At 36.0% G+C, this 21127-nt stretch carries 19 protein-coding genes; 4 read left to right on the plus strand and 15 right to left on the minus strand.

From position 1 onward, the window contains the following. Nucleotides 1–143 precede the first annotated feature (143 nt). Genes prmC through AC4BD1_RS10410 form a run of 3 tightly spaced genes read right to left on the minus strand, consistent with a single transcriptional unit; the run spans nt 144 to nt 2639 of the window. A complete protein-coding gene (prmC, locus tag AC4BD1_RS10400; protein WP_490485589.1) occupies nt 144–980 on the minus strand; it encodes a peptide chain release factor N(5)-glutamine methyltransferase in 837 nt (278 codons plus the stop codon). Then, entirely contained in the window at nt 973–2046 is a 1074-nt protein-coding gene (prfA, locus tag AC4BD1_RS10405; RefSeq protein ID WP_206897569.1) for a peptide chain release factor 1, read from the minus strand. The genes prmC and prfA overlap by 8 nt, the downstream gene beginning before the upstream one ends. Before the next feature lie 2 nt (nt 2047–2048). Beyond that, nucleotides 2049–2639 (minus strand): thymidine kinase, encoded by a 591-nt coding sequence (locus tag AC4BD1_RS10410; protein ID WP_206911138.1) that lies wholly within the window; start codon nt 2637–2639, stop codon nt 2049–2051. A gap of 247 nt (nt 2640–2886) precedes the next feature. On the opposite strand from AC4BD1_RS10410, the gene AC4BD1_RS10415 reads away from it, so the two are divergent. Then, nucleotides 2887–3486: a class I SAM-dependent methyltransferase gene (locus AC4BD1_RS10415; RefSeq protein WP_490485590.1), complete on the plus strand. Its 600-nt coding sequence runs from the start codon at nt 2887–2889 to the stop codon at nt 3484–3486. Nucleotides 3487–3702: 216 nt separating this feature from the next. Here AC4BD1_RS10415 and lepB read toward each other — a convergent pair whose 3' ends face one another. From lepB to AC4BD1_RS10435, 4 genes are all read right to left on the minus strand, one after another. Then, entirely contained in the window at nt 3703–4275 is a 573-nt protein-coding gene (gene lepB / locus AC4BD1_RS10420; RefSeq protein WP_206911133.1) for a signal peptidase I, read from the minus strand. A gap of 247 nt (nt 4276–4522) precedes the next feature. Next, nucleotides 4523–5299 (minus strand): DUF6681 family protein, encoded by a 777-nt coding sequence (locus AC4BD1_RS10425; RefSeq protein ID WP_206911130.1) that lies wholly within the window; start codon nt 5297–5299, stop codon nt 4523–4525. Beyond that, complete coding sequence (locus AC4BD1_RS10430) at nt 5296–5757, minus strand: hypothetical protein (RefSeq protein ID WP_490485591.1); 462 nt, start codon at nt 5755–5757, stop codon at nt 5296–5298. The genes AC4BD1_RS10425 and AC4BD1_RS10430 overlap by 4 nt, the downstream gene beginning before the upstream one ends. 95 nt (nt 5758–5852) lie before the next feature. Continuing rightward, nucleotides 5853–6539: an epoxyqueuosine reductase QueH gene (locus tag AC4BD1_RS10435; protein WP_490486031.1), complete on the minus strand. Its 687-nt coding sequence runs from the start codon at nt 6537–6539 to the stop codon at nt 5853–5855. 195 nt (nt 6540–6734) lie between these two features. Between AC4BD1_RS10435 and AC4BD1_RS10440 the strand changes: the two genes are divergently transcribed. Next, entirely contained in the window at nt 6735–8135 is a 1401-nt protein-coding gene (locus AC4BD1_RS10440; protein WP_490466476.1) for a TrkH family potassium uptake protein, read from the plus strand. Nucleotides 8136–8198: 63 nt separating this feature from the next. Here the strand turns inward: AC4BD1_RS10440 and AC4BD1_RS10445 are convergent, their stop codons facing one another. Together AC4BD1_RS10445 and AC4BD1_RS10450 are read right to left on the minus strand one after the other, a co-directional pair. Further along, nucleotides 8199–9743 carry a glycosyltransferase family 39 protein gene (locus tag AC4BD1_RS10445; RefSeq protein ID WP_206911124.1) on the minus strand — a complete coding sequence of 515 codons (1545 nt, stop codon included), beginning with the start codon at nt 9741–9743 and terminating at the stop codon, nt 8199–8201. Continuing rightward, nucleotides 9744–10688: a glycosyltransferase family 2 protein gene (locus AC4BD1_RS10450; protein WP_490485592.1), complete on the minus strand. Its 945-nt coding sequence runs from the start codon at nt 10686–10688 to the stop codon at nt 9744–9746. A gap of 225 nt (nt 10689–10913) precedes the next feature. Between AC4BD1_RS10450 and AC4BD1_RS10455 the strand changes: the two genes are divergently transcribed. Continuing rightward, nucleotides 10914–12266 carry a Mur ligase family protein gene (locus AC4BD1_RS10455; RefSeq protein WP_206897576.1) on the plus strand — a complete coding sequence of 451 codons (1353 nt, stop codon included), beginning with the start codon at nt 10914–10916 and terminating at the stop codon, nt 12264–12266. Next, entirely contained in the window at nt 12259–12969 is a 711-nt protein-coding gene (locus AC4BD1_RS10460) for a type 1 glutamine amidotransferase (protein WP_206909928.1), read from the plus strand. The genes AC4BD1_RS10455 and AC4BD1_RS10460 overlap by 8 nt, the downstream gene beginning before the upstream one ends. Nucleotides 12970–13047: 78 nt before the next feature. On the opposite strand, the gene manA is transcribed toward AC4BD1_RS10460, so the two are convergent. The 6 genes from manA to AC4BD1_RS10490 all read right to left on the minus strand — a co-directional run bounded on the left by manA (nt 13048) and on the right by AC4BD1_RS10490 (nt 20811). Continuing rightward, on the minus strand, nt 13048–14004 hold the full coding sequence (manA, locus tag AC4BD1_RS10465) for a mannose-6-phosphate isomerase, class I (protein ID WP_206909930.1): 957 nt from the start codon (nt 14002–14004) through the stop codon (nt 13048–13050). Between the two features lie 38 nt (nt 14005–14042). Beyond that, nucleotides 14043–15068: a serine hydrolase domain-containing protein gene (locus AC4BD1_RS10470; protein ID WP_490485593.1), complete on the minus strand. Its 1026-nt coding sequence runs from the start codon at nt 15066–15068 to the stop codon at nt 14043–14045. 236 nt (nt 15069–15304) lie between these two features. Continuing rightward, nucleotides 15305–16141 (minus strand): VOC family protein, encoded by an 837-nt coding sequence (locus AC4BD1_RS10475; RefSeq protein WP_206909934.1) that lies wholly within the window; start codon nt 16139–16141, stop codon nt 15305–15307. A 387-nt stretch (nt 16142–16528) separates the two neighbouring features. Beyond that, complete coding sequence (locus tag AC4BD1_RS10480) at nt 16529–18418, minus strand: ABC transporter ATP-binding protein (RefSeq protein WP_206909936.1); 1890 nt, start codon at nt 18416–18418, stop codon at nt 16529–16531. Continuing rightward, nucleotides 18415–20142: an ABC transporter ATP-binding protein gene (locus AC4BD1_RS10485; protein ID WP_490485594.1), complete on the minus strand. Its 1728-nt coding sequence runs from the start codon at nt 20140–20142 to the stop codon at nt 18415–18417. Before AC4BD1_RS10485 ends, AC4BD1_RS10480 begins: the two co-directional genes overlap by 4 nt. Before the next feature lie 15 nt (nt 20143–20157). Continuing rightward, entirely contained in the window at nt 20158–20811 is a 654-nt protein-coding gene (locus tag AC4BD1_RS10490) for a TetR/AcrR family transcriptional regulator (protein WP_206909939.1), read from the minus strand. Nucleotides 20812–21127: the final 316 nt, after the last annotated feature.

Raw genomic sequence — 21127 nt, forward strand, 5'->3', positions numbered from 1 at the left:
CAGGTTATCCCCATGTTGTTGGTAAGTTATTTGTCAATAGTGGATAAGTATGTTGATAAGTGTTAAAATCGCTTTTTTAACTGTTATATCAGTGTTCTTTTATCATAAAAAAACATTAAAAAATTTTTTCATCCACAGACCTGTTAATAAACTTGGATCATTCGTTCGTTTCCCGACAGATCTTTTTTTACTATAACTGTTTTATATGGAAATGCCTCTTGAAAGATTTTTTGAACCGCCTTTCCTTGACGAAAACCGATTTCAAGAAAAATCTTTCCTTCTTTAGTCAAAACAGCGGGTGCTTCTTTTGCGATTTTTCGATAAATTGCTAAACCATCATCCTCTGCAAACAACGCCATTTTCGGTTCAAACGTCCGAACGCTCTCGTCCATCAAATGCCATTCTGTGTGACTGATATACGGTGGGTTAGAAACAATCACATCGAAACGTTGGTCTAGAACTGGTTCCAATGTATCCCCTAGAAAAAAGTCGATTTCTGTTTGTTCTTTTTCAGCATTTTCTTTCGCGACAGCAAGAGCAGACGCAGATAAATCTACTGCCGAAACTTGCCATTCGGGTCTTTCAGCTTTTAAACTAATGGCAATTGCACCTGTTCCCGTTCCAATATCAATAACCGCTGGTTCAGAATTCGCTACTTCTGACAAGCACCAGTCCACCAGTTCTTCTGTTTCTGGACGTGGAATAAGTGTTGCCTTCGTTACTTTTAGTCGATGTCCATAAAAATCTGCATAGCCCAATAAGTATTGAGGAGGATGATTTTCCATTAGTAATTTCAGATCTGCTTGAATCAAGCATTGGTCAGCTGCTGAAATCTCCTCATTCATATGCAATAGCCAATCTAATTTTTTCCATTTTTTTCTTTCTAGAAACAAGAATTGGATACTGTAGCCTTCTTTCCCTTGTGCCTCTAAAAAAGAAGAAGCCCCTAACAAGGCTTCTCGATATGTCTTCTTATCCATTTTGCATAGCTTCCAGTTTAGAAGTTTGATCATACATAATCAAGGCGTCTACGATTTCATCTAATTTTCCAGCTAAAATTTGATCTAATTTTTGAATCGTTAATCCGATTCGGTGATCGGTTACTCGGTTTTGTGGGAAGTTATACGTACGGATACGCTCTGAACGATCACCTGTACCAACCGCTGATTTTCTGGTTGCATCATATTCGCTTTGTGCTTCTTGTTGGATTTTATCATACACACGTGCACGTAAAATCTTCATTGCTTTCTCGCGGTTCTTCAATTGTGACCGCTCATCTTGCATAGCTACCACGATTCCTGTTGGTAAGTGAGTCAAGCGAACAGCAGATGCCGTTTTATTGACGTGCTGTCCACCAGCACCAGATGCATGATAAATATCTGTACGAATATCTTTGTCTTCAATATCGATTTCAACTTCTTCTGCTTCTGGCATAACAACAACTGTAGCAGTTGATGTATGGATACGCCCTTGTGATTCAGTTGATGGTACACGTTGTACACGATGTGCGCCACTTTCATATTTTAATTTTGAATACACATTTTCACCAGTAATCATCATAATCACTTCTTTATATCCGCCAATACCAGTGATATTTGCTTCCATCACTTCAGTTTTCCAACCCTGTGCTTCTGCATATTTTTGATACATATTGAATAAATCCCCTGCGAACAAGGCTGCTTCGTCTCCGCCAGCAGCGCCACGGATTTCCATAATAATATTCTTATCATCATTGGGATCTTTCGGTAAAAGTAAGATTTTGATGCGATCTTCCAAAACCTCTTTTTCTTTTTTTAGATCCGCTAACTCTTCTTTTGCCATTTCGGCCATTTCATCATCGAGCTTTTCACCTAAAAGCTCTTCCGTATCAGAAATTCCTTGGACAACTTCTTTATAACGACGATAAACTTCAACTGTTTCACGCGTATTTGCTTCTTCTTTTGATAATTCCATAAAGCGTTTTGTATCCGTAATGACTTCTGGATCACTCAGTAACTCACCCAGTTCTTCATAACGGTCTTCAATTGATTGTAATTGATCGTACATGCTTATTCTCCTTCTTTGATAACTGGTGGATGAAAATAATGATGTCTACATACTGGATAGTATGCTTCATTTCCACCAATTTGGACTTGATCTCCTTCATAGACAGGCTGATCGTCGATATAATGTAAATTCATGATTGCTTTTTTGTGACAGAACCAACAGATTGTTTTCATTTCTTCAATCTTGTCAGCATAAAGCAATAAGTATTTTGATCCTTCAAATAACTCATTTCGAAAATCATTTTTCAAACCAAATGCCATAACTGGAATATTTAGTTCGTCAACAATTCTTGTGAACGCAATGACATGCTTTTTCTTCAAAAATTGCGCTTCATCAATCAAGACACAATAAGGTCTTTTTTCATCAATCATTTGGCTGATCAATTCAAATACATCTGTTTCTTCAAAAACTGGTGTTGCTTCTCGCTTCAAACCAATTCGGCTTGAAACAACGCCAATCCCATCACGTGTATCAACACCGCTGGTCATTAATACAACATTTTTTCCTTGTTCTTCGTAGTTATGCGCTACTTTTAGAATCTCAATTGTTTTACCGCTATTCATTGCGCCATATTTAAAAAAAAGTTGTGCCATTTATTCGTTCACCTTCCAGTTTGTTCCTAAGGTATTATACTTGATTTTCATCATTTTTTACAGTGACAATTTTTAACCAGACTGAAATAAGTTTGAAAAGCCATTTTTAGTTGGCTCAAATTCACCTAAGCAAAGAGGAGACTCGTCTTGTTTTTTTCTTTGGATCAACCTAATAAATTTTTTTCAGTTGACCTGAAAATTTATGTTACAATCAGTTTCTCATCAATGAGAACAAAGGAGATGTTTTATGTCTGAAAATGTTTTTAACCAGATGGCGAATCATTACGATACACCTGACAGATTGGTGCTCGCGGAAATTATTCGTGCAGAAATCCGTCAAAATTTTCCCAAAGAAACAAGTCAAAAAGTTTTTATTGACTACGGTGGTGGCACCGGACTTGTTAGTTTACCCTTGGCAAACTTATTCAAGGAGACTTGGATCATGGACGCTTCTGAAGCAATGTTAACTGTTACTAATCAAAAAATAAATCATAGTCACTTACGCGATGTGCATACTCAGTTAGCCGACTTAACAAATGATCTCCCTAACCAAAAAGCAGATCTTCTATTGGTATCTTTAGTACTTTTACATATTCCTGATACTAAATTGATTCTTAAAAAGCTAGCAGATTTATTAAATCCTGGTGGTCAGTTATTCATTGTCGACTTCAATAAAAACGAGGCAGTCAATCATCCAAAAGTCCATAATGGATTTAAGCATGAAGAGTTGAAACAATCATTGGCAGAAGCTGGACTAACACCAATAAAATTAGAAACTTTCCATGAAGGAAAAAATCTTTTCATGAAGCAATCAGCTTCTCTATTCTTAGCCATTAGTCAGAAATAAAAAACCAAGAAACAATCTTCAAAGATTGTTTCTTGGTTTTTGTTTTTTCGTTAGTTGCTCTTTACTTTTTCTAAGCTGCTCGCTCGAAGCCATAATCTTCTCCTCGGTGTTTCCAAAACAACTCCTCCATAAAACTTGCATCCACTTCAAAATATGGAAAGCTATTTTGAGTGTCTGCTCTCTATCTTTTCGTAGCTAGACACTTCTTTCACAACCTTAACTAATCAGCGAGATTTCCGTCAATGGCCAATAACGGAAAACTACTTTTCCTTGAACCAATTTCTCATCAACCAAACCAAAAATTCGGCTATCTTTTGAAATCAAGCGATTATCGCCTAGAACCAAATAATTTCCTTTTGGCACTGTGTATTCAAAATTACTAGTAAAATTTGTTGAATTTTCCGCTTGGATTTGGAATGATTCGTTATAGGAATACTCGTTTTGCAATTTGTCATTCGCAAACTTTTCTTTGTACTCATCCAAATAAGATTCATCATATTCTTTCCCATTGATTGTCAGCTGATCGTTGACCATTTTCACCGTGTCACCAGGCATCCCAATGATTCGTTTCACGATCATTCGCTCTTCATCTTCTGGTTCTTTCGTGGTAATAATATCAAAACGCTCATATTTTGAAATTTTAGATGAAATCAGTCGCTGCCCATCACTTAATGTTGGATCCATCGAATGTCCATTGACAGTGACTGGTGTAAAGACAAAGATTCTGGCTAGCAAAATAGCTGCTAAAACGAGAATCAATACGCCCCAGTTTTTCAAAAAATTTTTCACACTATCCCTCCTTTTATCTTCTGCATTCGTTTTTTATTCTCTTTATTCGTTTAAAAACAAAACTTGATAACATAAGATTATGCTTACCTTTTATTCTACATTTTTTACAGAATAAAGAAAAGAAAAAGTGTCATTTTTAGTAACCTCTGTTTTTCAATTTTTGGCATAAAAAAGAAGAACTTGCCTCTTTTCCCAAAAGAAACGATCTGTTTTCTTTTAGAAATGTTTACTAGCAAGTTTCACTTTTTTATGAATGTTTTCGACGCTGGCTTCGACTGTAAACGACTGGTTCGTCTGTAGCTGTTTGAGGCTGCTCTTTTTTCGCTATCAATTTTAGACGATACGGCTCATGATAGCGCAGACCATCTTTCACGAAATCACCACCAACAATAAAAAGTCCTACTGGATTGATTGTTTCTTGGCCAGCTTTTGTATGGATTTTACCCACTTCAACTAATTCCGAATAGTTTTTCCCAATCTTCAACACATATTCATGCTCACTTACTTTTTTGACATAATAATATGGATATAACGTATTGCGATCAACTAAAAAACCATCCATTCGACCAAGGTCATTGACTTTGATTTGTCCCTTTTCAATCAAGTAAGTCATATTTTCAGCCAATTGCAACTGATAATCCTCATTGTAGTCAACAGGCACTTCTTCTGTGTCAACTGATTGAAGTGTATTTCCTGTTTGAATGCCACTTTCCGTTTGGATATTGAAGGCTTCATCTGGCAAATACTTAACAAACACTTGCGTGACATCTGCTTTTGAGTTTTTATCAAAGAAGTAATAAAAGACGTTTAAAACGATAAAATAAACTAAAACTAAAAAAACAATCCCATAAAGGAAAAATTGTAAATAATTTTGATTTTGCCATAAACCAAAAATGATTCGCAATAAATACATCGTTGGAATGACACTTAAAATCGTGTATCCACGATTCAAATATTTTGGACTAATATCCAGATAACCTAAAAATTTATGCACACCATTGATCAAATCTAATAGAAATGTCATTGATTATCACCTACTTGCTGATTACTCATTTGTGTTCCTGCTTTTTGTGTTGTAGCAGCATCTTGCGAGTTTACTGTCTCTGCTTCTGATGTTGCATCCTTTCCAGTCACATCACTAGTCATAGTGGAATCATCTTCAGTCCCAGATGAACTCGTGGTTGGTGTTTGATTGTTCGCATCGTTATTCACCGATCCAGAATCCACTACACCAAAATTATTTTTTGAACTACTTGTAGGTGTTTCATAAGTTGTTGAATCTGTTGTTTCAACTCCTGTTTCTGTTGATTGAGTGTTTGGTAAAGAAGAACTGGTTGGTGTCGTTTCTTCTGTAGTTGGCGGCGTGGAGTTTGAGCTAGGAGCCCGATAACTTGAGCTGTTGACTACGCCGGTTGCAGTTGCCACGATTGTTGAGATGGTCAACACTGCGATTGGTTTTAAAATCGGTGCTACTTTTCGCATCATATCTCTTCCTTTTCTACTATCATCTGATCTTTCTATGATACTTGATATTTATCATGATTCTTTTATTTTTTTCTTACGTTTTTATGAAGTTTTTATTGATTTGCTAAATATTCCTTTGCTTCGCGATTCACTTTTTTCAAATCAATCCCTTGCTGTTTAGCAGAAAATACACAGCCACAATAACATTGGCGATAGATATCGTATTCCTTACACATCTGAATCGAACGTTCATAGCCCTTATTCTTCTTAAAGTCACTTGGTAAATAATGAGTGCCATATATTTTTTGGACATCCATTCCAATTTGATTGATTAATGCCGCATTTTTTTTTGGTGAGATCGTTAGGGCACTACCAAAATAATCATAACCTAATTCTTGTGCTTTTTGTGCCACTAGATCCAAACGCATGTTGAAGCAAGCTGTACAACGTGCGCCACCTTCTTTTTCATTTTCTAACTGATTTTCCAAAACCATTTTGTTAAAGACACTAGGGCGATACTCATCGACAATTAACTTTACTTGATGGTTGGTTTTTTGATTGAACTCATCAACAAACCGTTGTTGCTCTGCTAGTCGACGTAAGTATTCACTTTTAGGATGAATATTCGAGTTTGAAAAGAATAAAGTGACTTCCGCATGCTCTGACATAAATTCCAAGGTATGGGTGCTACAAGGCGCACAACAAGTATGGATTAGAATGGTTGGCTTTTTTTTTGCCAACTCCCATTGTTTAATCATTTTTTTTAGAACAGAATCATAATTTATTTTTTGATTCTTCATTTTTTCAATTATTCCTGTGGCATCAACTACTTCCGTCACGCCAGTTCACCTCTTTTTAAAATGTTGCTTCATTATATGCTATTTTTTCATAAACAAAAAGACGAATCTCACACTTATTTTAGCGATTTTTTTGAGCTTTTGCATTTGCACCTGTTATACTGTTAGCAACAACTCAAAGAAGGAGGCTTGCTTTTTTTGAAAATTGAGCTTTTTTTGCGTAAAACGCAACGGCACACCCAACGATTTATTACGAATCACTTTACTTCGATTCAAATTATTGTGTCTTATTATATTTTGATGACTATCCTTTCATTAGGGTTGTTTTACTTACCTGTTTTTCGAGAAAAAGGTAGCCACGTGCCCTTTGTCGATATGCTGTTTATGGCAATCAGCACGGTTAGCGTGACTGGTCTTTCTACTTTTGATATCAATTCGGTATTCAATGATTCTGGCATTATTTTATTGGAAGTTCTGTTTCAAATCGGTGGGTTAGGTATCATGATGATCTCAACTGCTTTCATTATTTTATCCAAAAAGCGCATTACGTTACGTCAACGACAACTGATTATGACCGATATGAACCAGCCACGACTTTCAGGAATCGTACGCTTGATTCGGACAACCTTTTCTATTCTGATTTGGTTTCAAGTGATTTTTGGTACATTATTTTCAATTTATTTCTACTATCAAGGGTACTTTGAACGCTGGCGCGATGCTATCTTCTATGGTTTTTATCAAGCGATATCAGCCGTGACCAATTCTGGCTTTGACGTGACTGGTGATTCCATTAAACCTTTTGCTCATGACTATCCGTTTTTGATTGCTATCATGTTTTTGATTTTCATTGGTGGGATTGGTTTTCCAGTTTTAATGGAAGTTCGTGAATGGTTTTTGTATCGAAAACGAAAAGAACGTTTGCCTTTTCGTTTCTCTTTATTTACTAAATTAGCCGTTTTGGCTTTTATCATTTTATTTGTCAGTGGGACATTGTTGATTTATTTATTGGAAAAAGATCACCTCTTCCATTCTTCCAGTCAAGGTGTCCAATGGATTAATTCCATGTTCTATTCAATGACTACACGGAATGCTGGACTTCAAATCCATGATTTAGGTAATTTTCAAATCACCACATTAATTGTTTTTTCGTTACTGATGTTTATCGGATGTAGTCCAAGCTCTGTCGGTGGCGGTATTCGAACAACAACCGTTGCAATCATTGGTCTTTATCTTTACTCTTTCTTGAAAAGTGAAGATAACATCAATATTTTTGGGCGAAGAATCGATGATGATGATGTTCGTAAATCCGTTGTGGTATTTATGCTATCCCTTGGCATGTGTTTCTTCTGTATCTTGTTTTTATCGGCAACAGAAGAGCAATCTCTAATTGCAATTATCGTAGAGGTCACCTCTGCTTTTGGGACAACTGGTCTTTCATTAGGTATCACCCCTGATCTTTCTGTCATTGGGAAAATCACAATTGCCGGGCTGATGTTTATCGGACGAATTGGTATGCTTTACACATTGATGTTGTTCGTACCAAAAGAAACACGAGATTTAGGTTATGAATATCCATCAGAAAAAATTATTATTGGATAATATATATAAAAACCTAACTACGTAATCAAATCGATTAGATAGTTAGGTTTTTTATTAATGCTTTTATTCTGTAAGCTGTTTCTTTTCTATGAGTAACCCTATCATCAAAATGGCTGGAACAAAAATGCCCATTGCATATCTTGGACTTGCCTCCCAGATTAGCAAGAATGCAAAGTAACCTGAGATATAAATTGTACATAATAATATAAAATTGTTTTCTTTTTTATAAAATTTGATTCCAGTCAAGATAATTCCTAGATAAACAATGTATTGGATCGTCATCATTACAGAATACAAAGCTAGTCCTGTGGATTTGCTTTTGAACAGACGCATCTTTGACTCATCTCTACCCGTTCCTAAAAAAACTTCAAAGGAGGACTTTAAATCTCCAGAGCTCCAACTAACAGACACTTTATTATTTAACACTTGTAAAATCTGGACCATAGATAAATTACTTAGACGTTCCTTGACCACTTGAAGATTCTTTTCTTCTACTTCTTTCTTAGGAAGTTTTTCTTTTAGAAACATTGACCAAGTAAATTCCTGATCAGATGAAGAATATGCACCTACCATCCAACGATAACGTTGATCTTCAGGCAAATTATCTGGGATTGGTGTATTATTCAATCCCATCATTAAATAGTGTGTATTTGGCTGACCATAATTAGTGTCAGGAAACAACTCTTGGCTGTTGATTACTTGTTTCCAACCAAGATTCCCCAAAAATAGGAAAATGAATGGGAGTAAGCACAATAATTTCCATTGTTTTTGGTTCACGATTCCTAAAAACAGAGCAATAGCAATGACCAAAATCAAAACAGTTCCTTTACTGATAAAACCAATTGTACAGGCTATCAAAGCCAGTGATAGAAATAGAAATTTTATTCCCGTCTTTTCATGTGACACAGCTAAATAGTTTGTCATGAAATAAAAAGTAAGTGCAGTAAAAAATAATGAAAGAATATCTGTATAAGCAACAGGTACATGAAAGGCAATTTGAATAGCAAAAATCATTACCTGTACAGCAATCAGCGATGAGAGATTACTTATTTTTAAATTCTTCAGCGATAAAAACAAGAAAAAAATAGTCAATAAATGCATGATCGTGAATACTACTATAATAGCCTGATAACTTGTTCCAAATAATTGCTGTATTCCCCAGAATAGATACATTAATAGTAAGTTCTGTGGGTTTGAATACATATAATTGTATCCCCATTCTTTTCCTGCTTGAAGATCCTGTAAGTTTCTTAGAGTGATCGCCGTGTCGTCTACAGGATTAGAAAAACCAATATACTTAACAAATAATAAAACTGCTATAAAATAAATTAGTAGTTCAAAAAGTAAAACGACATACGTGATTTTATTATTCAAATCCTTACCTTTTAACTTTTTCAGCAAGAAAAAAACACCTAAATAAAGGGCAAAAGAAAAAAACAGACAGATAATATTTACGACAATAGTTATTTTATAGGAATACGTATCACGGAATAAAGAAAAAATTGCTCCGATTCGTGGAGAAATAATACTCGTAGTAATTGCCCAAATCATTGATAAACTAGCAAGTAAAATAAAAAATTGCTGAATATATCGCTTGCTTCTCTCCATTTATTCATCCCTTTCTTCGTGTTCTTGTTTCAAATTGGTTTCTTTGCAAATATAAATCGGACGTTTTTTCGTTTCCAAAAATATCCGACCAATGTATTTGCCAATAATACCAAGACACAACAACTGGACTCCACCAATAAATAAGGTAATAGATACAATGGAAGGCCAGCCAGATGTGGGGTCACCGAACAAAAGAGCACGTAAAACGATAAAAACAAGAGCAAGAATCGATCCCACACAAGACAGCGCACCTATAACAGAAGCGATTGTAAGTGGTGTATCAGAAAAATTGATGATGCCATCAATCGAATAATTAAATAAGTTCCAAAAGGACCACGAAGTTTCTCCAGCTACACGTTCACGATTTTCATAAGAAATATATTCTGTTTTAAAACCAACCCAGCTAAATAGCCCCTTAGAAAAACGGTTGTATTCCGTTAATTCTAAAACAGCATTGACCATTTGACGCGTCATCAAACGAAAATCCCGTGCACCATCCACCATTTCAGTATCGCTGATTCGGTTGATCAATTGATAGAATTTTTTGGCAAAAAAGCTCCGGATCACGGGTTCACCTTCTCGAGTAGAACGTCTTGTTCCGATGCAGTCAACATCAGAGGTCAAGATTCGTTCAATCATTTCTGGCAATAATTCAGGTGGATCTTGCAAGTCAACATCCATGACGGTGACTAAATCACCTGTTGCAGCTTGCAATCCGGCATATAATGCGGCTTCTTTTCCAAAATTTCTGGAAAATGAGACGAAGCGCACGGAATCATGTGCAGCGGCTAAATCTTTGATGACGGGTAAGGTCTGATCTTTGGAGCCATCATCAATAAATAAGTATTCAAAAGTATAAATGCCACGATATTTTTCAACTTCTTGGAAAAATAGTGGAATTGCGGCTTCTTCATTAAAGCAGGGGACGACGATACTAATCTTCATTTTTACCAACCTTTCTTCAATTTATCTTCCATGTTATTTTACCATAATAAAATTTCTAGCGAACATCCTCAGAAACTTTCTTTATTTTTCTACTCAAAAATTATGAAATGCTCTGTAAGATTTCACATTTCTTAAGAAAAAGAAAAGCAATTTAACCTTTTTTTCAACATGTGGTATGATAAGTTGAATTTACTCGTCAACACGACGTTTTTTGGAGGTTACATAATGGGAATACGCAGTCAATTTGCGATTGCAGTTGGGAAATCATCACAATGGGCATTGAAAACATTTTTTAAAGGTGGTTCAAGCTTACCTGGTAAACTTGCTCTTAAAATAGATCCACATATTTTAGATAGTTTAGCCAAAGACTATGAAGTAGTTGTCGTAACTGGAACGAATGGCAAAACATTGACTACTGCTTTAACTGTTAATATTTTACGTCAACAATTTGATGAAGTTTTGACAAATCCAACTGGTGCAAACATGGTTCAAGGAATCGTTTCAACATTTTTACAAGCCAAACCAAAAAAAGGACAGAAAAAATTTGCTGTTCTCGAAATTGACGAAGCCAGTTTGAGTAAAGTTACTGAATACATGAAACCTGAATTATTTCTATTCACAAATATTTTCCGAGATCAAATGGATCGATACGGAGAAATTTATACAACATACAAAATGATTGTTGACGGTGCTGCAAAAGCGCCAAATGCAACGATTATTTCAAATGGTGACTCACCAATTTTCAATTCGGTACAAACAGTCAATCCAAACAAATATTATGGCTTTGATCACGAAGAAGATCATGAGCAAATGGCCCACTACAACACAGACGGGGTCTTATGTCCAAAATGTCATCATATCTTGCATTATAAAATGATCACTTATGCTAATTTAGGGAAATATTATTGTCCAAATTGCGATTTTAAACGTCCTGAGCTTGATTATCGTTTAACTGAAATGATTCGTATGGACAATGTTTCTGCTGATTTTGTCATTGATGAACATGAGTATGGTATCGAAGTTGGCGGAATGTATAACGTGTATAACGCCTTAGCTGCTACAGCTGTGGCTGAATATTATGGCGTAGCACCAGAAAAAATCAAACAAGGTCTAGGCTATGATGAAAAAGTCTTTGGACGTCAAGAAACGATAACAATCAATGACAAGAAATGTACATTGATCCTTGTTAAAAACCCAGTTGGAATCAATCAAGTAATTGATATGATTGGTCTTGCACCTTATCCATTTTCATTAGTTTCATTGTTAAATGCGAATTATGCTGATGGAATTGATGTCAGTTGGATTTGGGATGGCAACTATGAAAACTTCGCAACAATGGCTATTCCAGCAGTTATCTCTGGAGGAGATCGTCACACAGATATGACTTTACGTTTAAAAGTTGCAGGAATACCAGAAGAAAAATTAACGGAAACAAAAGAAATTCCAGAAGTAATCGAAAAAATCAAAACACTTCCAACCGAACATGTTTATATTCTAGCTACTTATACCGCTGTTTTGCAGTTGCGTAAAGAATTAGCGAGTCAAGGATATATTAAAGGAGGCATGAATAATGGCTAATTATGAATTAACTATTGCGCACCTGTATGGTAACTTAATGAATACTTACGGGGATAACGGAAATTTATTGATGCTCAAATATGTTGCAGAGAAAATGGGTGTGACTTTTCATTCTGAAATCGTCAGCATCCATGAACCTTTTGATGAAAAAAAATATGATTTAGTCTTTTTCGGTGGTGGGCAAGACTTTGAACAACTGATCATTTCAGAAGATATCCAAGACAAAAAGGAATCTTTGACAAACTATATTGAAAATGATGGCGTCATGCTTGCGATTTGTGGTGGCTACCAATTACTTGGTCATTATTACATGGGTGCTAATGGTGAAAAAATCCAAGGAATCAGTGCTTTAGACCACTATACGCTTAGTCAAGACAACAATCGTTTTATTGGAGATATTGTTATTCATAATGAAGAATTCAACGAAACTTATTATGGATTTGAAAATCACAACGGGCGAACTTTCTTAGGCGAAGGCGAGCGTCCTCTCGGAAAAGTGATTCAAGGGGAAGGAAACAATGGCGAAGATCAGTCTGAAGGAGTTATTTACCGTAATGTTTATGGTTCTTACTTCCATGGTCCTATCTTAGCACGTAATGAACACTTGGCAGAACGTTTGATTCGTTTAGCTTTAGAAAAGCGTTATGGCAAAGAGTTGGATTTACCAACTGTAACAGCACAAAATATCGTACCTAGCATTTAATATAAGAAACACAAACAAAAAGAATGAACCAAAACGAAATTCGCTTTGGCTCATTCTTTTTTATATTTTTTCAATCAATTATTTCTTTTCACCTGGAACAGAAGCAATGATTGCTAACTCGCCTTGAATCGTCCATTCTTTGACGCCGTCAGGAATAATGCAGCTAGTTCCTTTTTCCAATGAATAATTTTTGCCGTCAACTACCAACTCGCCAGCACCATCAATTACTGTCATCAACGTATAAGGTGCATGTTTTTTGAATGACATGATTCCTTTAACATCCCATTCATAAACATTAAAGAACTCTGTTTCTAGATACGTAACCACAGAAGAATTTCCTTCGCGAATTTCTTTTACGTGTAATTCTGGGGTTTTTGCTGGAACAGTTGTTACATCAATTGATTGTTGAATGTGTAATTCACGGGTATTCCCTTGATCGTCTTTGCGATCGTAATCATACACACGGTAAGTCGTATCTGAACTTTGTTGTGTTTCTAAAATCATGATTCCTTTACCAATTGCGTGGATCGTTCCACTTGGTACATAGAAGAAATCACCTTTTTTCACAGGAACACGTTTCAATAAATCATCCCAACGGCCTTCTTCAATCATTTTTGCAAGTTCTTCACGTGTTTTTGCGTGATGACCATAAATGATTTCTGCACCTGGCTCTGCATCAATGATATACCAACATTCTGTTTTACCTAGTTCACCTTCATGTTCCATTCCATATGTATCATCTGGATGGACTTGAACAGATAATTCATCTTCTGCATCTAAAATTTTAATCAGCAATGGGAAAACTGGCTCTGAGGGATGTCCAAACAACTCTTTATGGTTTGCCCAAAGATCATCTAATTTTTGACCTTTAAATTCACCGTTCTCAACAATACTTACACCATGAGGATGCGCACTGATTGCCCAATCCTCTCCAATTTTGTCACTAGGAATGTCAAATCCGAATACAGAACGTAGGCGACTTCCTCCCCAAATTTTTTCTTGGAAAACTGGTTTTAAAAACATAGGTTCTTGCATAATTCAAACTCCTCTCAACTTTCATAGCTATTATAGCACTATTTCTGTAAGAACGCTTTCTCTTTCAGATAAGTTTCAACAATTTCATCACGGCATTCAAGATATGTTTCACGCGCATCAATTGGATGAATACGATTTGATAAAAAGATAAAACCTTCTTGACTAATAATATCAATTAATAGGAATGTTCCTGTATACCCTGTATGGAAAAGTATTGGATGTTGATCCTTTCGATCTAATTTTAAATCCCAACCTAGTGATCGTTGCCCATTTTTTTCAGGCGTATGATCTTGAAGTAAGGACTCAATCGTTTGTGTGGTCAAAAATTGTCCCCCATTGACTTTTCCCTTAGCTAAGTACATTTGAACAAAAGAAATACTATCTTCTAAATCCAAAAATAAGCCTGCATTTCCCGCATGCTCAGCTAAAACTCTTGCTTTTGGATCATGAGTGATCCCTCTTAAGACTTCTCCAGATGGTAATTGTTCAGTAGGAACAATTTTTTTAGATGGAAAAGGTAAAAATAAACTATTCCTCATTCCTAAAGGTTCAAGAACTTGTTCTTGAAATAGTTCAACCGCTGACTCTTGATAGATTTCTTCCAACATCAAACCAAGTAAAATCGTCCCTGCATCCGTATATTTGATCGTTTTACCTAGCTCCGCTCCGGGCTGCAATGTTAAATAAGCAGCAATCAATGCTTCTTGCGTCAATGAATCTCGGTTGGGAATCCAAGTTTGAATATCTGAAGTGTGTGTTAATAAATGACGAATAGTGATCGTCTGGTTTTCAAATGCTGGTAAATAATGGTGTAATGGTTGATCTAGTTCAATTTTTCCGTCTTCCCACAATCGTAAAACAAGTGTTGTAGTAGCAATGACTTTTGTTAACGATGCTACATCGAAAAGTAAGTCTTCTGACATCGGTTGTGGCTCAGGGACAACTTGAGCTTGCCCTGCTACAAATGATTCGACTTCACCTTGCTTGATAAAAGCAGCTACCACGCCGGGATAAAAACCTTCCTCTAGTTTCGTCAAAACCATTTGTTTGGTTTCTGGGTACATATTTTTTCCTCATTTCTACTTAAAAACTTAAAAGCTCTCTTAAACGATTTGCTTATGCGTACAGCACAAGCATATATTTTTCTGAATAGTGAAGCAAGTTGTTTCAGCTAATTTTTTTGATTAATTTATTTGACAAAAAAAGAGTAGCTGAACAGCTACTCTTTTTTTTATCAAAATGTTTGAAGTCAACACTATCGTTAAGAAATTATATTTTTGGCTAACTCCAATCAATTTAGCTATTTTTTAGGATTGCTAACGAACCACCATTCGATACCAATCGCATCATACACAGTGATAACTGATTTTTTCTTATCTAAGAAGAAATCAAGCTTTTCAGCTTGTAAATGTTGAATCAGTGTTTCCATATTTTCTGGTGTCACAACAAATTTCAAGAAGTCTAGCCCTAACACTTCATCTGTTGGTAAGTCGATTGTTCCACCAGTCGCTTGGTTCAAGCCAACATGAAAATCACCTTCGTTCAATACATGTAAACCATTTTTTTCGTTATGTACTTTTAGTCCGAGTACATGACTCAAAAATTGACGTTCTTTTGCTAGGTCGCTAACATTCAAATGAATTTTTTCAAAATAGGCGCCTGGTGTTAACTTTGTGAATTTTTCTTCAGATTTTCGCAGTAAAGCTTCTTGATCCATTTCGTCAGGTTCTGTTTTTTTAGCATCTTTTTCTTCGTAATAAATTTCAAGTTCATTACCTTCTGGATCAACTAGTAAAATCCCCATACGTGCTTGATCTTCCAGTGCATCTTTAATTGGATAATTTGTTTTACGAATACGGCATAAAATATCTGCCATTTCTTCTACACTTGGAATGATCAAAGAAAAGCGACTCAACTTTTTGATTTCACCCATATGATCATTGGCACGTGGACTTTCTTCTAGCAAAAGCATTTCGCTATCATTTTCCTGTGTACCAAAAATAGCCAACTCATTTTCTTCACGTTTCAAATCAAAACCAACCGTATCTTTATAAAAAGCAATCATTTTATCACGATCTTTGACTCGGATAGCCACACTTTTTAAATAGGTAGTAGCCCCCAATTTAAAATCCTTCATTTATTCTACTCCCCTTCTGCGTCAAATTATATTTTAACGATGGATGCCACTTCTTTCAAGCAATAACTAAGAATTTGTGAAATTTATTTAGTTAAGGAGTAATACCAGTCTTCTTTTTCTTAAAGAAAACCAAAAAATTGATGAAATTTACTAAATAGTATTCCATCAATACAGTTTTTTTAATTGTTTTTCGTTACCAATCAGCCAATTATTTCAAATATGAAAAGGGGATGTGACAATAACTCTGTCACATCCCCTTTTTTAAAGAAATGGTGTTCCCAAAGCAACTCCTCAAAATAATTCGTAACTGATCAAAAATATATGAGGCTATTTTGTCAGTTGCTCATTATCTAGTTGGAGCTAAACGCTTTGCGCCATAACCTCTTATTAAGCAACTTCTTCAGAAAATTGGCTATTATAAAGATCTGCATAGAAACCATCTTTAGCCATTAATTCTTCATGATTACCTGTTTCTACAATTGATCCATGATTCATCACAATAATATTATCCGCGTCGCGAATCGTTGACAAGCGATGTGCAACCACAAAACTTGTCCGATTTTCTAACAGACGATTCATTGCTCGTTGAATCAAAATTTCTGTTCGAGTATCGACACTTGAAGTTGCTTCATCCAGAATCAAAACATCGGGATTAGCTAGGAATGCACGAGCAATCGTGATCAATTGACGTTGTCCTTGGGAGATGTTACTTGCATCTTCATTTAAAATCGTGTCATATCCTTCTGGCAATTTGCGAACAAAATCATCGACGTGCGCAGCTTTTGCAGCGGCAATCACTTGTTCTTTTGTCGCTTGTTCATTTCCATAATGGATGTTGTCATAAATTGTTCCTGTAAATAACCAAGTATCTTGTAAGACCATCGAGAATTTAGCGCGTAATTCATCACGTGACAAGTCTCTAGTATCGACACCTTCATAGCGAATGCTTCCGCCAGATACATCGTAAAAACGTTCCAATAGATTGATTAGTGTCGTTTTACCGGCACCCGTTGGCCCAACGATTGCGACCATTTCTCCCGGTTTGACGTCTAAATTAAAATCAGTCATCAATAAATTATCATCAGTATAACCAAACTGCACATTTTCAAAACGAACTTTGTATGGAGAATCTTCTTCTACAGGAAGCCCTGAAGATTCGTCTGTCATCTCGGCTTCGTCTAGGACTTCAAATACACGTTCTGCAGAAGCCACGGTTGATTGGATCGTATTCATTAAGCTAGCGATTTGGGTAATTGGTTGTGAGAATTGACTCGTATATTGCAAGAATGCTTGCACATCCCCTAAAGAAATATTCCCATTCGCTACTTTGATCCCACCAAGGACAGCGACAAACACATAGCCTAAATTCTTAACGAAGTTCATTAATGGCATGATGATTGCCGAAATAAATTGTGCTTTCCAACCAGACGCATAAAGTTTTTCATTTTCAACTTCAAAAACTTCTTGATCTTTACCAGTATGATTAAAAGTTTTCACAATCGTGTGCCCAGCATAAGTTTCTTCTACTTGGTTATTCAATAAACCTAGGCTCTTTTGTTGATCTGAAAAGTATACTTGTGACTTAGGTGCGACGATCATCACAACGATTAAGCTTAGCGGAATCATAAGTAAAGCAACTAAAGTCAATTGCCAACTAATCGATAGCATCATCACAATAACACCAACTAGTGTAACTATACTTGTTACAAATTGTGTTAGATTTTGTTGAAGAGTACTTGCGATGTTGTCCATGTCATTGATTGCTCGAGACATAATATCACCATTCGTATGTGTATCATAATAAGAAATGGGTACTCGGTTCATTTTACCTTCTAAATCCTTACGCAAATCATAAACTGTTCGTTGTGAGACACGTGTCATAATAAACTGTTGTAAGAAACTAAACACAGCAGCAATAACATACATGATAATAACGGTCGCAATAATTTGACCGATTTTGTCAAAATCAATTGGAAACTCAGACACTTTTTGACCTTGCTGCATTTGTTTTGCGCCGATCATCACGCCTTTAAAAATTTCAGTTGTTGCACGACCTAAAACTTTCGGTGTTTGAATTTGGAAAATTACCGCTGCGATAGCCAACACAAATACTAAAACAATCGCCACTAGTCGTTTTGACATATAACTGAAGAGCCGACGAACTGTCCCCCAGAAATTTTTTGCTTTTTCTCCTTTTGCACCAATGTTGCGTCCAGGTCCATGACCGCCTCCGCCACGCATTGATCCATGAGAGGATTGTGTATTTTCTTTACTCATGCTAAGTCCTCCTCTCTTAATTGGGAACGAACGATTTCTGCATACGTTTCATTTGTTTCTAACAGTTCCTTGTGTGTTCCCTTGCCAACTAACTTACCTTCATCTAAAACTAAAATCGTATCTGCATCCATGACCGTACTTACGCGTTGTGCTACTAAAACAGTGATACTGTCCGTCATGTCCTGTTTCAATGCTTGACGAAGTTTCGCATCTGTTTTGAAATCGAGCGCAGAAAATGAATCATCAAAAACGTAAACATCCGCTGGCTTGACTAATGCACGAGCAATCGCCAATCGCTGTCTTTGCCCACCAGAAAAATTCCCTCCGCCTTGTTCAACATGACTATCAAGTCCATCTTCCAACTCAGAAACAAAGTCTTTTGCTTGAGCAATCTCTAATGCTTTCCAGATCATCTCATCTGTTGCACCAGGTGATCCGTATTGCATGTTTTCCCGAATCGTGCCAGAAAATAAAATCGCCTTTTGGGGAACGAAACCAATCAACTCGCGTAAATTTTCTTGAGTCATTTCACGAATATCCGTTTGATTCAAACGAATCTCACCGGATTCAATTTCATATAGTCGAGGAATCAAATTCACTAACGTTGTTTTACCAGATCCTGTTCCACCAATAATTGCAACGATTTCTCCCGATTTCGCATGAAAATCGATATCTTCCAACGCTAATTTTTCCGCACCACGATAACGATAATCCACATGATTGAAATCCAGTGTTGCAGACTTTCCAGCAAGGGTTACTTCTTTTGGATTTTTTGGATCCGTGATATCGATATCTTCATCTAATACTTCGTTGATCCGATCAGCAGAAGCTTGTGCACGAGGAACCATGATAAAGATCATTGATAGCATCATGAAACTAATTAGGATTTGCATCGCGTAAGTCATAAAAGCAATTAAATTCCCAACTTCTAAACTCATTTCAGCTATGTAGTGTCCACCAAACCAAGTAATTGCTACGTTTGTTCCACTCATGATCAATGTCATCAATGGCATCATCAATGCGACAATCGAATTCACTCGAATCGCTGTATTTGTGTAATCTTTATTCGCTAAATCAAAACGATTTTCTTCAAACTTTGTTTTGTCAAACGCACGAATCACGCGGACACCAGTTAGCCCTTCACGGAAAACTAAGTTCAAACGGTCTGTTTTCTTTTGCATGCTCTTGAACAATGGCACTGCAAAATACATAATACCGCCAACTAAAACTAGCATGATCGGGATAACTACCAAGAAGATTTTTGTTAACTCTTGATCCTTTTGATAAGCAAGAAAACTTGCACCCATCAATGTAATAGGTGCATTGATCATCATTCGTAAAAACATCTGAACAACCATTTGGATTTGAGTCACATCATTCGTTGTTCTTGTAATCAATGAGGCTGTTCCAAATTTATCAAAGCCATCGTTTGTTAAGCTTTCTGTTTTTTGATAAACATCCGAGCGTAACTTTTTACCTAATTTTTGTGACTCACGTGTCGCAAAAAAAGTATTCCCAATAGCAGCTAAAATACTAATCAATGAAAATCCGATCATGACTATTCCGGTTTGCCAAATATAATCAATATCTCCTTTGGCTACCCCTTTATCAATAATATTGGATGTCAATGTTGGTAAGTACAAGTCTGCTAAAACTTGAACAACCATAAAACCAACTGCAGCAATTGCAGAAGTAATGGAAATTCGTTTAATAATTTTCAGCATCTATTCCCCTTCTTTCTACTTATATGCTCCCTCTTTCAACCAAGAAAGCTTTAACTTAAATTCTTCAATTGCTTGTTCAACTGAGTAATCCTGAATCACTGAAAGTGACTTATATGAATGTGCAATCGTTGAAAACACAATATTCATCAATAGTGAAATCAATAATTCTAATTCATGTGAATCTTTTACTTTTAACTTCGTTTGATCAATTACCTCAATCAATGCCTGTGTATCCTGCTTATGCCTTTTATGTGGCATTTTCTTTGCTTTTTCTTCTTCAGAAAGATGAGGAGTCACTTTACGTGAAGCACGATAATCCATGTGCATGAATAAGTGTCGGTAAAATGCAGAATTTTCCCCCGATAAAATTTCTCGGATCATCTTTTCAAAATAAAGCTCAAATCCTTCAAAAAGATCTCCGTGAACTTCTTTCATCAAGTTCCTCATGTCTCGCGAACTATCACGTCGCAGTGTCTCAAAATAATAGAAGTAAAGATCCTCTTTATTTTCAAAGTATTGGTAAAAACTACCTCGTGGTATCTCAGCTAACTTCACAATATTAGCAATGGACGCATCCTTCAACGGTACTCGTGAAAATTCAGCACTCGCAGCAGCAAGTAAACGTTGTTGCTTTTCTTTTGGTAAATGAAAAAATGTTTGTGTTGGCATAGTCCTCCTCCTTTCGTTTTTCTCTCTAATGACACGTTGTCATATGACGCTATGTCATTATAACACCAATAGACTGTTTTGCAAGTTTTTTACATTATTTTTTTCATTTATTTCATCTTAAAAAAAGAAACAGTACATCCATTAAACGAATGCACTGTTTCTTTTAAAAATAAGTGAGTAAGGGTTTCCCACCTTTTATGTCTTAGTTCATTGTTCTTATGGAAAAAGAAAACCCGTTTGCCAGCCAGACGAACTTAGAATATGAGAAGTCACTTCGGCCATCTTTCTTGTAAAAACAATGAACTAACAACAACTC

This window comes from Enterococcus sp. DJ147D b, from assembly GCF_058216655.1.

Excerpts from the sequence above, each read along its gene's own strand:
- AC4BD1_RS10460 (WP_206909928.1), top strand. The coding sequence starts at position 12,259 with ATGGCTAATTATGAATTAACTATTGCGCACCTGTATGGTAACTTAATG.
- AC4BD1_RS10410 (WP_206911138.1), bottom strand. The coding sequence starts at position 2,639 with ATGGCACAACTTTTTTTTAAATATGGCGCAATGAATAGCGGTAAAACA.
- AC4BD1_RS10475 (WP_206909934.1), bottom strand. The coding sequence starts at position 16,141 with ATGAAGGATTTTAAATTGGGGGCTACTACCTATTTAAAAAGTGTGGCT.
- AC4BD1_RS10450 (WP_490485592.1), bottom strand. The coding sequence starts at position 10,688 with ATGAAGATTAGTATCGTCGTCCCCTGCTTTAATGAAGAAGCCGCAATT.
- AC4BD1_RS10470 (WP_490485593.1), bottom strand. The coding sequence starts at position 15,068 with ATGTACCCAGAAACCAAACAAATGGTTTTGACGAAACTAGAGGAAGGT.
- manA (WP_206909930.1), bottom strand. The coding sequence starts at position 14,004 with ATGCAAGAACCTATGTTTTTAAAACCAGTTTTCCAAGAAAAAATTTGG.
- AC4BD1_RS10415 (WP_490485590.1), top strand. The coding sequence starts at position 2,887 with ATGTCTGAAAATGTTTTTAACCAGATGGCGAATCATTACGATACACCT.
- prfA (WP_206897569.1), bottom strand. The coding sequence starts at position 2,046 with ATGTACGATCAATTACAATCAATTGAAGACCGTTATGAAGAACTGGGT.
- prmC (WP_490485589.1), bottom strand. The coding sequence starts at position 980 with ATGGATAAGAAGACATATCGAGAAGCCTTGTTAGGGGCTTCTTCTTTT.
- AC4BD1_RS10425 (WP_206911130.1), bottom strand. The coding sequence starts at position 5,299 with ATGACATTTCTATTAGATTTGATCAATGGTGTGCATAAATTTTTAGGT.
- AC4BD1_RS10455 (WP_206897576.1), top strand. The coding sequence starts at position 10,914 with ATGGGAATACGCAGTCAATTTGCGATTGCAGTTGGGAAATCATCACAA.
- AC4BD1_RS10445 (WP_206911124.1), bottom strand. The coding sequence starts at position 9,743 with ATGGAGAGAAGCAAGCGATATATTCAGCAATTTTTTATTTTACTTGCT.
- AC4BD1_RS10490 (WP_206909939.1), bottom strand. The coding sequence starts at position 20,811 with ATGCCAACACAAACATTTTTTCATTTACCAAAAGAAAAGCAACAACGT.
- AC4BD1_RS10485 (WP_490485594.1), bottom strand. The coding sequence starts at position 20,142 with ATGCTGAAAATTATTAAACGAATTTCCATTACTTCTGCAATTGCTGCA.
- AC4BD1_RS10435 (WP_490486031.1), bottom strand. The coding sequence starts at position 6,539 with ATGAAGAATCAAAAAATAAATTATGATTCTGTTCTAAAAAAAATGATT.
- AC4BD1_RS10430 (WP_490485591.1), bottom strand. The coding sequence starts at position 5,757 with ATGCGAAAAGTAGCACCGATTTTAAAACCAATCGCAGTGTTGACCATC.
- AC4BD1_RS10480 (WP_206909936.1), bottom strand. The coding sequence starts at position 18,418 with ATGAGTAAAGAAAATACACAATCCTCTCATGGATCAATGCGTGGCGGA.